Raw genomic sequence first — 14,366 nt, forward strand, 5'->3', positions numbered from 1 at the left:
AGATCCAATGTGGGAGCGAGCCTGCTCGCGAAGCGGCCAGCCGAAGCAGCGCAAGTTCTGGATCAGCCCGCCAATGATCATTCCCAGGCTCTGCGTGGGAACGATCAAATCAGAAGACCAGCCCAGCATCCACCAACAACTTCTCCAACCCCAGCAAGTCAGGCACTTTGGCCACTTGCTCCCCCACCTGCACTGCCGCCTGTTCCAGCGAACACAACGGCACATCCACATAGCTCAACTGGCTATCGAGCTTGTACGACCGCGGAATCCCCTGCACCAGCAGTGCAATAAACTTCAATTCCGGCCGCCCGCCGAGGGCATTGAGGATGACGATCCGCGCGCGCTCGCCAATCACCACTTTATTGCCACACGCCGACTCGAAACTCAGCAGCGGAATCTGCCGATCCCGCCACGTCACCAGCCCCAAGTACCACGGCGGTGTATCGAGGTCGAACGCCCCCGGCTGATAGTCGATCAGTTCCGCAACGGCGACGTTGGGCAGGATCAAATTGCGATCTGCCAAGGGCAGCAACAGCCCGGTGAGGTTGCTGGTGCGGTGCTCAAGCATGGGTTTTGCTCCACAGGGCGATGCTTTCGAGCAGCACCGATTCCTGGTATGGCTTGCCGAGGTAGTCGTTGACGCCGATGGCCATGGCGCGGTCGCGGTGTTTCTGGCCGGTGCGCGAGGTGATCATGATGATCGGCAGGTGCTGCAATCGTTCGTCGGCACGGACCTGGGTCGCCACTTCGAAGCCGTCCATGCGTGGCATTTCGATGTCCAGCAACATCACGTCGGGCAGGTGATCTTCGAGCAGCAGCATGGCGTCGACCCCGTCCTTGGCGGTCAGCACGTTCATGCCGTGGCGTTCGAGCAAGCGGCTGGTGACTTTGCGCACGGTCACCGAGTCGTCGACCACCAACACCAGCAGCGGCTTGTGCGGCTCGGCTTCAACCTCTTGAGTCATCGACTGTTGCGGCACACGCGCCTGCATGGCGCGAATCGGCGCCAGCAAATCCAGAATCAGCACCACCCGGCCGTCACCGAGAATCGTCGCCCCGGACAAGCCCTGCACCGCCGCAAATTGCGGACCGAGGCTTTTGACCACAATCTCGCGAGTACCGGCCATGGAATCGACTTGCACGGCGATGTGCCGCTCGTTGCATTGCACCAGCAACACCGGCAACGGCAAGCTCTGGCCCAGCAGTTTCGGCCGAGTGCTGGTTTTCAGCAGTTCGCCGAGGTAGCACAGCTCATAGTGCTGGCCGGCGTATTTGTAGGTCGGCGGATCGAGCCGGTAATGCCCTTCGAGTTCGTTGGGCAGCACACGGACGATGCCGTCGATGGTGTTCAGCGGGATCGCGTATTGATCATCAAAGCACTGCACCATCAGCGCCCGATTGACCGACACGGTGAATGGCAGGCGAATGCGGAAATGCACGCCCTGCCCCGCCGTCGAGTCGATGCTCATCGTGCCACCGAGTTGCCGCACCTCTTCATGCACCACGTCCATGCCGACGCCTCGCCCGGAAATCTGGGTGATTTTTTCAGCGGTGGAGAACCCCGGTTGCAGGATGAATTGCAGCACGTCACGGTCGCTGATGTTGCTGTCCGGCGCGAGCATGCCGCGCTTGATCGCCTTGCGCCGCACCGCATCCAACGGCACTCCGGCACCATCGTCGCGGATGTCGAAAATGATGTCGCCACCCTCACGGGACAGGTCGAGGGTGATCCGCCCCTGGGCCGGTTTACCCGCCGCGATCCGCGCTTCGGTGGATTCCAGACCGTGATCCACGGCGTTGCGCAGCATGTGTTCCAGCGGCGGCGCCATGCGTTCCAGCACGTTGCGATCCATCTCGCCTTCAGCGTTGCCGACGACGAATTCCACGTCCTTGCCCAGCTCGCTGGACACCTGGCGGACGATGCGTTTCAAACGCGGCAGCATCCGTTCGAACGGCACCATGCGCGTGCGCATCAGGCCTTCCTGCAATTCGGTGTTGATGCGGCCCTGCTGTTGCAGCAGGTTTTCCGCGTCCTGATTGCGCCGGTCGAGGGTTTCCTTGAGGTCGAGCAAGTCGGAGGCGGATTCGAACAGTGCCCGAGACAGTTGCTGCAATTGCGAATGACGGTCCATTTCCAGCGGATCGAATTCTTCGTAGCCCAGGCGTTCAGCTTCTACCTGCTGACGGCTGAGAATCCGCCCCTGGGTTTCGGTGTCGAGGCGACGCAACTGGTCGCGCATCCGCTCGATGGTGGTTTCCATCTCGCTCAGGGCCACGCGGGCATCGTTGACCTGCTGCTCGATACGGCCACGGAAGATCGAGGTTTCCCCGGCCAGGTTGACCAAGTCGTCGAGCAATTCCGCCGAAACCTTGACCATGTCGGCGCCGGCATCAGGCGTTGGCGTCTCGACTTTGACCGTGGCCGGTGCCACCACTGGCGCCTCGGGCACGGCCGGGTGGCTGAAGTTCTTGATCGCATCGATCAGCCGATCCGCCGGCGGGCAAGGTTCCCCGGCGCGAGTGGCGTCGAGCATCTGCGCCAACCGGTCGTGACTGCTTTGCAACAGCGTGAACAGCGCCGTCGTCGGTTGCAGCACCCCGGCCGACAGGCCTTCGTAGAGAAACTCCAGTTCGTGGGCCAGGTCGCCAATCGGGGCGATTTCCACCATCCGCGCGCCGCCCTTGAGGGTGTGCAGGTCGCGCAGCAGGGTCTCGACTTCCTGTCGATTCGACGGCTCGGCCTGCCAGCGCACCAGCGCCGCGCCGGAGTTTTCGATGATGTCGAAACCTTCCTCGAGGAAGATTTCCAGTAGCTCCGGATCGTGGCCCGGCGAATCATGTTGTGCGTCGGTTCGACGGTTTCAGCCGTGCCGGCATTGCCGTGGCGGAACGCGCGAATCGCTTCGATCAGCTCGTTCGGGTCGTCTAAAGGCTTTTGCTTTTGCAATTGCTCAAGCAACACCGCCAGTCGGTCATGGCTGGTTTGCAGCAACTGGGCCAGTGCTTCGCTGTGGCTGTAGCGGCGATCCACCAGGCCTTCATAAAGGTGTTCCAGTTCGTGGGCCAGGTTACCGACCGGCACGACTTCGGCCATCCGCGCGCCACCCTTGAGGGTGTGCAAATCCCGCTGCAACGACGATAGCGGCGCGGCGTTGTCCGGGTCGCTCAACCAGCGCTGCAACGCCTGGCCGGCGCTTTCGAGGATATCCATCGCTTCTTCGAGGAAGATCGAAACGATCTCGTCATTCTGCTCAATCCGAGTCGAGGACTGCGCCAGCTCAGCGGTGGCACTGCCCAGTTCGCGAATGCTCAACGTCCGGCTGCCGTCGCTGCGGATCAGCCCCGTGGCCGACGGGTCGAGGCTTGTATCGAGCAAATCGCGCAAGGCCCGGACGCGCTCCGGTTGCGAACTGACTTCCTGGCCGGCGGCCAGTTCGTCGAGCATATTGATCAGCGCTTCATGGGCACTTTGCGCTTCATGGAAAAACCCGTCGCTGACCGCCAGGCTGCTTTCTTCCACCGCGCCATACAGGTCGAGCAGCGCTTCGCAGAGTTCGTCCACCGGGTGCAGATCGGCGAGGTGCGCGCCTTCGCCCAGGGTGGTCAGTTCGTCCAGCAGCGCGCTGAGTTCCTGGCGCTCGCCGGGGTGTTGCTGCCAACGGCGCAACAGGCTTTCGGCATCCAGCAGGATGTCCATGCCCTGGGCCAGGAAGTTGTTGATCAGTTGCGGATCGCGCTTGATCCGCAAGCCTCTGTTTGGTGCTGTAAGAATGGAATGCAGGTGTTCTTCCAATAACGTGTGAGTGCGCTCGATCAACGAACGAGCGCCGGGAATCTCGCCCAGCGGATCAGTCTTGAGTTGGCGCAATCCGAGGCGGAACAGCCCTTCGGCTTCCAGTAGCAACTCGACTTCATCCAGGTCCAGGGCGATCAAGTGCGCCTTGTACTCGCGGGCCAGTTGGTCCAGCGGCGCCGCCAGCTCGACAATCGGCAACACACCGGCCATCGAGGCGCTGCCCTTGAGCGTGTGCAAGGCCCGCTGCAACTCGTCGCTGGCTTGCAGCGGCACATGTTCGGCGGCCTGATCGAGAAAACGATTGAGGCTGGCGAGATGGGTTTCGGCCTCTTTGCGGAAGATCTCCAGCAGCAACGGATCGAGGGCTGCGACGTCTTGGGTGTCCTCATCCGACAGCGACCCATCGCCCTTGGCCAAGGCGTGCGCCCGAGCGGCCAAGCGGTCCACGTCGTCGCGTTGACGCTGGGCATTGGCGGCAAATTCGGTGACCAGTTCCGGCAGCAGGTTCAGCGCGTCAGTCAGCAACTGTTGCACTGCTGGCCCCGGCTCGATGCTGTGCTCCAGCACCCGGTTCAGCAGGTTTTCCATCGCCCAGGCCAACTCGCCCAGCACCAATGCGCGGACCATCCGGCCACTGCCCTTCAAGGTGTGGAAGGCCCGGCGTAGCTCACTTAATGCGCCTGTGTGATCAGCGTTGGCCGACCAGCGCGGCAGGTATTCGTGCAGGGCTTCCAGCACCTCTTCAGTTTCTTCGAGGAAGACTTCCCGCAGCTCATCGTCCACCGGTTCTTCGTCCACTGGCGGCGGCAATAGGCTGCCCGGCGTATTCAGGGCCGGTGGATTGACAGCAGAAACCGGGCTGGCCAGCACATCGGCCAACGACTGCACGGTGTCGGGATCATCCAGTTCCTGCATATCCTGCATGACCTGGGCTTCATTGGGGCTGAGCACGTCTTCGAGCACCGGCACCCGTTTTTCGCTGGGGAAAAACCCGAGCGCGGCCAGGCTCTTTTCCGCCACGTCGAGCAGTTGTTCACTGGACTCTTGCGGGTCGTCGTTGAGACGCTCCAGGTAATACTCGATGCTGGTAATGACGTCGGCCAGGCTGTCCAGTTGCTGCCAACCGGGATGATCGGTGTCCACCAGCAGGTGTTCGCGAATGAAGCTGTTGCACGCTTCGATCAGGCTCGCGGCACGGCTCAGCGGAATCATCGCCAGCGCACCGCGCACTTGGGTCAGCAACGCCGGCAAAGGCTGCAGTTGCTGGCGATCCCAGTCGGCGTCGATGTAGTCGACGATCATGTCTTTGGCTTGTTGCAGGCAGATCCGTGCTTCGCGGATCACGATCTGGTGGATCTGGGTCAGGTCGGTGGTCGGCAGGCGACTTTCTTCCTGGCTCTCCGGCTCCACGGTGCCGACCATCCCGGCCAGCGTCGCCTCGACGTAAAGCAAGGCGCCAGCCACGTCCATCAGGATCGCGTCGTTGGGCTCGCGCTGGCCCTGAGCGAGGCTCAGCACCACCGCCAGTTGATCGATGATGACCTTGCGCGGCTGGCCAAAACCGAGCACCGCCAAGGTGTCGGCGATTTGCCGCAGCGGCGCCAGCAGGCTTTCGAGGTCCGAGGTGTGCTGGCGGTCGCTGCGCACAAACAGGTCCAGGCGTTCCTTGACCCGCACCAGCTCTTCGCACAGCGCGGCAAGCACCGAGCGCATGGCATCGCGGTCAGGGCCGGCCAGCCGTGCGCGTTCTTCGTCGACCATCGCGCTGCCGGGCAGCGCTTCGTCCAGTCCGTAGCGATCTTTCATAGTCAGCATCTGCCCGGTGGGATGTTCGGCTTTGGCAATGTAGAACAACAAGCTTTTGAACAGCTCTGGCGGTGGCGCCTGATTGACGCCGGACATGCCCTGTTCCAGCAAGCGCTTGAGTTCTTTGTCAGCGTTCTTGAACAGGCTGCGCAGCGCCGGGCTGTTGGCAATCGAGCCGCCGCGCATGCCTTCGACCAGCGCCGAAGCGACCTGCCACAACGGGCTCAGCGGCGCGTCACCGCACAACGCTTCAAGGCGTGTGAAGACTTTCGCCAGATACCCAAGGTGCGTCTGGTCGTCTTGCTCACGGAGCAAACCGACCAAAGCCATTTGCAGCATCTGACGCAGTTTGCGCAGCACGTTGGGTAATTCCGCCGGTTCCAGCAGCGCCAGGGCTTCCTTGTCCAGCGCCGGCAAATGCGGCAGTTGCGGGCTGAACAGGCTGGTTTCCGACAGCAGGCTTTCACCCCGGGCACTGCGCAAATCGTTGATCAACGGCAGCACCACCAGCGGCAAGTCACGTCGTGCCCCTTGCACCCGGTCGAGGTAGATCGGCAGTTGCCCCAGTGCCTGTCTTAACAGGTGGATGGCTTCATCGCGATGATTGACGCGGTTTTGTTGCAAGGCGACGGTCAGTTGTTCCATTTCTTCGGCGAGCAGGGCCGCACCGTAGAACTCGACCATCTGCAAACTGCCGTGAACCTGGTGGATACACCCCAGGCACTCGTCCAGCGCATACGTCGCCTGCGGGTCATCCAGCAAGGTTTCCAGTGCTTGATGAGCCTGCTTCAGCGTTTCGGCAATCTCGCCTTTGACCCACTCGAGGGCCACATAGTCGTGCCGATCACCCATAACCACTCCAATCCCCACTTCACTCAAAATGCAGTCGCCCGCAGGCGGTTCAGGCTTTGTCCGTGACCTCGGCCGGCGCGGTCGGCAAGGTGAAACCCGATACAGAACGCCGCAGCTGACTGGCCATTTTCGCCAGGTTGCCGATGCTTTCGGCCGTCGCCGTGGAGCCGGACGAGGTCTGCGTGGTGATCTGCTGGATCACGTTCATCGTCAGGGAAATCTGGCCGGCTGACGACGTCTGTTGCTGCGCAGCGTTGGAAATGCTCTGGATCAGCGCCGCCAGGGTCTTCGAAACGCCTTCGATTTCTTCCAGGGCCACACCGGCATCCTGCGCCAGCCGCGCGCCGCGCACCACTTCGGTGGTGGTCTGCTCCATCGAGATCACCGCTTCATTAGTATCGGTCTGGATCGCCCGCACCAGTGTTTCAATTTGTCGGGTCGCGGCGGACGAGCGCTCGGCCAGGCGCTGCACTTCGTCCGCCACCACGGCAAACCCGCGCCCGGCATCACCGGCCATCGAGGCCTGGATCGCCGCGTTGAGGGCGAGGATATTCGTCTGGTCGGCAATGTCGTCGATCAGGCTGACGATGTCGCCGATTTCCTGGGAAGACTCGCCCAGACGCTTGATCCGTTTGGCGGTGTCCTGGATTTGCTCGCGGATGTTGTCCATGCCATGGATGGTGTTGTGCACCACCTCGTTGCCCTTGTTGGCGATTTCCACCGAGCGCTCGGCCACCGCCGAAGACTCGGCGGCGTTGGCCGAGACCTGGTCGATGGATTGCGCCATCTCGTTGATCGCCGTGGAGGCTTCCGAAATCTGCTGCGCCTGATGCTCCGAGGCCTGGGCCAGGTGCATGGCAGTGGCCTGGGTTTCCTGCACAGCAGCGGCGACCTGGCCGGCGGTGAGGTTGATGGTTGCCACCAAGTCGCGCAATTGGTCGACGGAATAGTTGATCGAGTCGGCGATGGTCCCGGTGAAGTCTTCGGTCACCGAGGCGGTCACGGTCAGGTCACCGTCGGCGAGGTCTTCAATTTCATCGAGCAGGCGCATGATCGCGTTCTGGTTGCGCTCGTTCTTCTCGGCGGTTTCCTGAAGCTGACGATTGGTTTCGCGGACCATCACCAGGCCGATAAGGATGATCGACATCAGCGCCAACAGACCCAGTACGTAGCCGCCGATGGTGTCGGTGTTGCGCCCGCCCGCCAGGTTTTCGAAACCGGTGGCCAGGTGCGAGGCTTCGTCGAGCAGGGTTTGCGACAGGGTGAAAATGTTGGTCGCCGATTCCCGGACCTTGAACAGCTCCGGCGAGGTTTCGAGGATTTCATCCACCGAGCCCGAGACGAATTCGAACAGTTCGGCGATTTCGCTCAGTCGGGCGCGTGCATCCTTGTCTTCAACCTGGCTGATTTTCAGTGCCGGATTGCCCTGGAGCATGCCGTTGAGCACCTGGCCGAACCGCGCCGCATCGCGACCGAAGGCGTCGGCGGCCTGTTGCGAGTTTTCGTCGCCGGACAACACCGTGTTCACCGCACCTAGAATCCGTTCAGCCAACAACGACTGACGCTGAGCCATCACCACCTGAGCCGCCGGGGCGCCGCGTTGGAGGAGGATCTCGACGACCTTCTCGTACTCGACCTGCAACTGCGGCACGGTTTCGGCCAGGGTCGCGGCGACTTGATGCAGGGACAGCACGGTCTGTTCACTGGAGAGAATGGCATCGGTGTTTTTCAGCAGGCGCTCCCAGTCCAGCTGCACGGCGCGCATTTCCGGGCGCACGGTGGACGGGGCTGGCGGCAGGCCGGTGCTCGGATCACCCTTTTTCAGGTAACCCCAGCGCTGGGCAAAGTCGTTGCGCGCATCGCCGAGCAACTTGAACGCGGCAGCCTTGCCGGCGGCGGCTTCGGTGGCGTTCTTGGCGATGCGCTGGGACAGCACGCGCAGCTCACCGGCGTGACCGATGTACTGTTTGTCGTAGGTTGCCTGAGTGTTGAGGTAAGCGAAGTTGGCGAACAGCAGCATGATGAAGACGATCAGCGCGATAAACAGCACGATAATCTGCGAACGGCTGCGCGATCCTTCTGGCTTGCCTGTTTTTGCTTTTGTCATCGGTCCTCGCCTGTTTGAAGCTCATCGAACAACCTGTGGGAGCTGGCCTTGTATAAGGAAGTCCTGTGGTAATGGAGTTCTTTAGAGACGGGGTTATGTGGCGAGGGGATTTATCCCCGTTCGGCTGCGAAGCAGTCGCAAAATTTTGCATGCACTGACGATGGTCAGCCCATTGCAGACTTTGGGGCCGCTGCGCGACCCAACGGGGATAAATCCCCTCGCCACAGGGTTATCTCACCCACAAATTCCCTCATCCACACATCCACACACTACAAAAGCCCTTCACCACAGGATCTTCTCAACCCCAATATTTCCTCATCACAGAGTTGATTCCCACAATGGGTTCTCTGTTGTTGCGGTTATATCGCGACGCTCATGAACACCGGGGATCTGGCCAGCGCAAACAGGCTGAACACTCGCCAGTTCTGCTCGCGCCGGAAATAGCCTTTGACGAACTCGGCCTTCGAGCCCTGACGCTTGCTGATCGAAATGGGCTCGAAGCTGTCCTGCTCAAAGTGCTGCAAGCCAATGACTTCATCGACCATCAACCCGGCAAACACATCTTTGTATTCCACCACCAGCACCCGCCGCTGCTTGCGCACCGCCGACAACTCATGACCAAGCTCTTGATCAGAAAAGAAAGCGCACACATCCATGATCGGCAGCAGCCGCCCACGCAAGTTGGCGACGCCCTTGACCCACGGCTTGACCCCCGGCAACTGAGTGAAGCGCGGTTCATGCAGGACTTCGCTGACTTCGCCCATTGGCGCGACATACCAGTGCTCGCCCAGGCGAAAACCGATGCCGCTCCAGCGGTCCTGTCGGGTCAGCTGGGACGGCAAGTCTGCCGCCAGCACGCGACAACGCTGGTCGATCTGCAGCAGCAGTTCGAAAGCTGTGAGCGACTCGGTCATGGCCGCACGATCAACCGGCCAGCACGTTGTTCAGGGTTTTGATCAGGGTTTCTTCGTCGACCGGTTTGGTCAGGTAGTCCTTGGCACCCTGGCGTGTGCCCCAGACCTTGTCGGTTTCCTGATCCTTGGTGGTGATGATGATCACCGGGATGTGCCCGGTTTCCGGGTCTTTGGTCAGTTGACGGGTCGCCTGGAAACCGTTGAGGCCGGGCATGACGATGTCCATCAGCACGGCGTCGGGTTTTTCCTGACGGGCCAGGGCCACGCCGTCGGCGCCGTTTTCAGCTTTCAACACTTCATGACCGTGCTTTTCCAGCATGCCGGTCAGTTTGTACATTTCAGTCGGCGAATCATCGACGATCAGAATACGTGCCATGGTCTTCCCCATTCTTCTTGTCGACGCCGGGCCCGCTGGCCGAGCGTCACTGTGCGTGTCCTACTGCGGCAAAACGGCGGCAAAGCCCGGTACATGGGCCTGGATCGCGTTCAGCAGTTCTTCCTTGCTGAAAGGCTTGGTCAAAAACTGATCGGAGCCGACGATGCGCCCCTTGGCCTTGTCGAACAGCCCGTCCTTGGACGACAGCATAATCACTGGCGTGGACTTGAACGCACTGTTGTTCTTGATTAAAGCGCAGGTCTGATAACCATCCAGGCGCGGCATCATGATGTCGACAAAGATAATGCCGGGGTGATTGTCGGCAATCTTGGCCAGCGCATCGAAACCATCGATGGCGGTGATGACTTCACAGCCCACGTTTTTCAACAGCGTTTCGGCGGTGCGGCGAATCGTCTTCGAATCGTCGATCACCATGACCTTCAAGGCGCTGGAATGCTGTTCCATAAATGCTCTACCGTCGCCTTTGCGAATCAATTTGTCCGTTTGACGGCTCGAAACCCTTGATGCTCAAGGGCCAGCGCGACATGGCGACCTTTTTAGCACAGTCTCCAATACCAATCTATCGGGCGACCCTGGCGATGGTTTTTCCTTGACCGGGAACACACTCAGCGCCACTCTGACGCCACTTTTTCTGGCCTTGCGCCTACCCAAATTTCGAGGAAATACCCATGAGCGTTCGCGTCGGGATTGTCATGGACCCAATCGCCAGCATCTCCTATAAAAAGGATAGCTCGCTGGCCATGCTGCTGGCCGCGCAAAAGCGCGGTTGGGAACTGTTCTATATGGAACAGCGGGATTTGTACCAGGGCGAAGGTGAAGCACGGGCGCGGATGCGGCCGCTGAAAGTTTTCGCCAACCCGGAAAAATGGTTCGAACTGGAAGCCGAGACCGACGCGTTGCTGAGCGATCTGGACGTGATCCTGATGCGCAAGGATCCGCCGTTCGACATGGAGTTCGTCTACTCCACCTATCTGCTGGAGCAAGCTGAGCGCGCAGGCGTGCTGGTGGTCAACAAGCCGCAGAGCCTGCGCGACTGCAACGAAAAGCTGTTCGCCACGCTGTTCCCGCAGTGCACACCGCCAACCGTGGTCAGCCGCCGCGCCGACGTGCTGCGTGAATTCGCCGCCAAGCACGGCGACGTGATCCTCAAGCCGCTGGACGGCATGGGTGGCACCTCGATCTTCCGTCACCGCGCAGGCGATCCGAACCTGTCGGTGATTCTGGAAACCCTGACCGCGCTGGGCACCCAGCAGATCATGGGCCAGGCTTACCTGCCGGCCATCAAGGATGGCGACAAGCGCATCCTGATGATCGACGGCGAGCCGGTGGATTACTGCCTGGCGCGGATTCCTGCCGCTGGCGAAACCCGTGGCAACCTCGCGGCCGGTGGCCGTGGCGAAGCCCGTCCGCTGACCGACAAGGATCGCTGGATCGCCGCTCAAGTCGGCCCGACCCTGCGCGAGAAAGGCCTGCTGTTCGTGGGCCTGGACGTGATCGGCGAGAGCCTGACCGAAATCAACGTCACCAGCCCGACCTGCATCCGCGAAATCGACAACGCGTTTGGCACGGACATCGGCGGCATGCTCATGGATGCTATCGAGAAGAAGCTGCAAGCCTCTAGCCGCAAGCAGCAAGCCTGACGGCCAGCTACAAGCCGCAAGCCATGAGCTACAAGCTTTTACTTGCAGCTTGCCGTTCGAAACTTGCAGCTGCCCTTATGTCGCTTGCCACTTGAAGCTTGCAGCTAAAAACCAACATTGCGTTATCATGCGCGGCCTGTAAAAAACGCGATGTTGGTTTTCTTGTCATGACGCTCCCGTCCGATCTGCCCGCTGAACTCGCCCATCGTGGCGTGCGCCCGGCCGATCGCCTCGGTTTTACCCTGTTTCTGGCGGCGCTGATTCACCTGGCCTTGCTGTTGGGCGTCGGGTTCACCATGGTCGAACCCAAGCAAATCAGCAAAACCCTGGAAATCACCCTCGCCACGTTCAAAAGCGAAACCAAGCCGAAAAAAGCTGATTTCATCGCTCAAGAGAATCAGCAAGGCAGCGGCACCCTGGATAAAAAGGCGATTCCCAAGACCACCGAGGTCGCGCCGTTCCAGGACACCAAGGTGCAAAAAGTCACCCCGCCGCCGGCCGCCAAGCCTGAAGTGCAGGCAGCCGCGCCCAAGGCAGCCGTGACGACCATCGCGCCGAAGCCGAAAAAAGCCGTCGCCAAAAACGAAGAACCCAAGACTGAACCCAAACCCGCCGTGGCCGCGCCGACGTTCGACAGCTCGCAGCTGTCCAGCGACATCGCCAGCCTCGAAGCGGAACTGGCCAACGAACAACAGCTGTACGCCAAACGCCCGCGTATCCACCGCTTGAGCGCGGCGTCGACCATGCGCGACAAGGGCGCCTGGTATAAGGACGAATGGCGCAAGAAAGTCGAGCGCATCGGCAACCTCAATTACCCCGACGAAGCACGGCGCAAGCAGATCTACGGCAATTTGCGGCTGATGGTTTCGATCAACAGCGATGGTTCGCTGTTTGAAGTGCTGGTGCTGGAGTCGTCCGGGCAACCGTTGCTGGATCAGGCAGCACAGCGGATCGTCAGGCTGGCGGCGCCATTTGCACCGTTTACCGGGGATTTGTCGGATGTCGATCGGCTGGAAATCATCCGCACGTGGAAATTCGCCCGGGGCGACAAACTCTCCAGTAACTGAGCACCGCAAATCCCCTGTGGGAGCGGGCTTGCTCGCGAATGCGGTCGATCATTCAACATTGATGCCGACTGACACAACGCCTTCGCGAGCAAGCCCGCTCCCACATTTGATCGCCGTTGACTGCCAAATTGCGGCATCCCCAGCTTGTCAGTTCGCCCCTCCAACGCCACACTAGCGCTCATGAAGAACGTCAGCCCCAGCTACCTCAAGCATCACTTCCTGATCGCCATGCCGCACATGGCCGACCCGAACTTTGCGCACACCTTGACCTACATCGTCGAGCACACGGCCAATGGTGCCATGGGGCTGGTGGTCAACCGTCCGCAAGAACTGAACCTGGCCGATATCCTCGAGCAACTGCGCCCGGACATCGAGCCGCCGTTGCTCTGCCAGCATGTGCCGATATTTATCGGCGGGCCGGTGCAGACTGATCGCGGGTTTGTCCTGCATCCCTCGGGGAAAACCTTTCAGGCCACCGTCGAACTCGACGGCGAACTGGCCCTGTCGACCTCCCAGGATGTGCTGTTCGCCATCGCTGACGGCGTCGGCCCGGCGAAAAGTGTGATCACTCTCGGCTACGCGGGCTGGGAAGCCGGACAACTGGAGGCCGAACTGGCCGACAACGCCTGGCTGACCTGCCCTTACGACGCCGACATCCTGTTCAACACCAGCAGCGAACTGCGCCTCGAAGCGGCGGCCAAGCACCTGGGTGTCAATCTCAGCCTGCTGACCAGCCAGGCGGGCCACGCCTGATGGCCCTGCGACTGATTTTGGGTTTCGACTACGGCACCAAACAGATCGGCGTAGCGGTCGGCCAGGTGATTACCGGCCAGGCCCGTGAGCTGTGCACCTTGAAGGCACAAAACGGTATTCCCGACTGGAATCAGGTCGAAGCCCTGATCAAGGAATGGAAGCCCGACGCCGTGGTGGTCGGCCTGCCGCTGAACATGGACGGCACGCCAAGCGACATGTGCCTGCGGGCCGAGAAGTTCGCCCGCCGCCTCAACGGTCGTTACAACTTGCCCTTCTATACCCACGACGAGCGTCTGACCACGTTCGAAGCCAAGGGCGAGCGGCGTGATCGTGGCGGCCAGAAAGGCAGTTACCGCGATAACCCGGTCGATGCCATCGCCGCCGCCCTGCTGCTGCAAGGCTGGCTCGACGAAAACACCGCACTGTTCGAATCCTGAAGAGCCGCCCCTGGCGACTCTCTATAGCTACAACCCGAGCCACCACTCAAGCATCACTCGGCTCGGGCCCAAGAAGGAGCAACCATGAGCCTGCCCAATCCCGTTGAACTGATCAGCCAGATGGCGACCCGGCTTGACGCCTATCTGGCCAAACGTGGCATCAGCGAACCACGTTACATCGGTATTCGTACCGGCGGCGTCTGGGTCGCCCAGGCGTTGCTCGATGAACTGGGCAGCGATTCGCCGCTCGGCACCCTGGACGTATCCTTCTACCGCGACGACTTCAGCCAGAACGGCTTGCACCCGCAAGTGCGCCCTTCGGCCCTGCCGTTCGAGATCGAAGGCCAGCACCTGGTGCTGATCGACGACGTACTGATGAGCGGCCGGACCATCCGCGCCGCCATGAACGAACTGTTCGACTACGGCCGCCCGGCCAGCGTAACGCTGGTCTGCCTGCTGGACCTGGACGCCGGCGAGTTGCCGATCCGCCCGAACGTGGTGGGCGCGACCTTGTCGCTGGCCGCCCACGAGCGGGTGAAGCTGTCCGGCCCGGAGCTCAAGCTCGAACTGCAAGACCTTGCCCTTTAATTCGCCCTA

At 61.1% G+C, this 14,366-nt stretch carries 10 protein-coding genes and 1 pseudogene; 5 read left to right on the forward strand and 6 right to left on the reverse strand.

Annotation, left to right across the window (positions count from 1 at the left end):
- Positions 1-109: 109 nt before the first annotated feature.
- The 6 genes and pseudogenes from JFT87_RS02720 to pilG all read right to left on the reverse strand — a co-directional run bounded on the left by JFT87_RS02720 (position 110) and on the right by pilG (position 10,316).
- Positions 110-568 carry a chemotaxis protein CheW gene (locus JFT87_RS02720; RefSeq protein ID WP_201198550.1) on the reverse strand — a complete coding sequence of 153 codons (459 nt, stop codon included), beginning with the start codon at positions 566-568 and terminating at the stop codon, positions 110-112.
- Positions 561-6,454, reverse strand: a pseudogene (locus JFT87_RS02725) (Hpt domain-containing protein). The gene JFT87_RS02720 and the pseudogene JFT87_RS02725 overlap by 8 nt, the downstream one beginning before the upstream one ends.
- Positions 6,455-6,503: 49 nt before the next feature.
- Positions 6,504-8,561 carry a methyl-accepting chemotaxis protein gene (locus tag JFT87_RS02730; protein ID WP_201198551.1) on the reverse strand — a complete coding sequence of 686 codons (2,058 nt, stop codon included), beginning with the start codon at positions 8,559-8,561 and terminating at the stop codon, positions 6,504-6,506.
- Positions 8,562-8,920: 359 nt separating this feature from the next.
- On the reverse strand, positions 8,921-9,475 hold the full coding sequence (locus tag JFT87_RS02735; protein ID WP_201198553.1) for a chemotaxis protein CheW: 555 nt from the start codon (positions 9,473-9,475) through the stop codon (positions 8,921-8,923).
- A 10-nt stretch (positions 9,476-9,485) separates the two neighbouring features.
- Positions 9,486-9,851, reverse strand: a complete 366-nt coding sequence (pilH, locus tag JFT87_RS02740) for a twitching motility response regulator PilH (protein WP_008068134.1) — start codon at positions 9,849-9,851, stop codon at positions 9,486-9,488.
- A gap of 60 nt (positions 9,852-9,911) precedes the next feature.
- Entirely contained in the window at positions 9,912-10,316 is a 405-nt protein-coding gene (gene pilG / locus JFT87_RS02745) for a twitching motility response regulator PilG (RefSeq protein WP_008152601.1), read from the reverse strand.
- Between the two features lie 224 nt (positions 10,317-10,540).
- Here pilG and gshB point away from each other — a divergent pair, with 224 nt between their 5' ends.
- The 5 genes from gshB to pyrR all read left to right on the forward strand — a co-directional run bounded on the left by gshB (position 10,541) and on the right by pyrR (position 14,357).
- Positions 10,541-11,512, forward strand: a complete 972-nt coding sequence (gshB, locus tag JFT87_RS02750; protein ID WP_201198556.1) for a glutathione synthase — start codon at positions 10,541-10,543, stop codon at positions 11,510-11,512.
- A gap of 167 nt (positions 11,513-11,679) precedes the next feature.
- Positions 11,680-12,579 (forward strand): energy transducer TonB, encoded by a 900-nt coding sequence (locus JFT87_RS02755; RefSeq protein WP_201198558.1) that lies wholly within the window; start codon positions 11,680-11,682, stop codon positions 12,577-12,579.
- A gap of 180 nt (positions 12,580-12,759) precedes the next feature.
- Positions 12,760-13,332, forward strand: coding sequence for a YqgE/AlgH family protein (locus tag JFT87_RS02760; RefSeq protein WP_201198560.1), 573 nt, complete (start codon positions 12,760-12,762; stop codon positions 13,330-13,332).
- Entirely contained in the window at positions 13,332-13,769 is a 438-nt protein-coding gene (gene ruvX / locus JFT87_RS02765; protein ID WP_005792259.1) for a Holliday junction resolvase RuvX, read from the forward strand. The genes JFT87_RS02760 and ruvX overlap by 1 nt, the downstream gene beginning before the upstream one ends.
- 84 nt (positions 13,770-13,853) lie before the next feature.
- Positions 13,854-14,357 (forward strand): bifunctional pyr operon transcriptional regulator/uracil phosphoribosyltransferase PyrR, encoded by a 504-nt coding sequence (gene pyrR / locus JFT87_RS02770; RefSeq protein ID WP_201198562.1) that lies wholly within the window; start codon positions 13,854-13,856, stop codon positions 14,355-14,357.
- Positions 14,358-14,366: the final 9 nt, after the last annotated feature.

Origin of the sequence: Pseudomonas sp. TH15 (assembly GCF_016651105.1) — a bacterium.
Lineage (GTDB): Bacteria > Pseudomonadota > Gammaproteobacteria > Pseudomonadales > Pseudomonadaceae > Aquipseudomonas.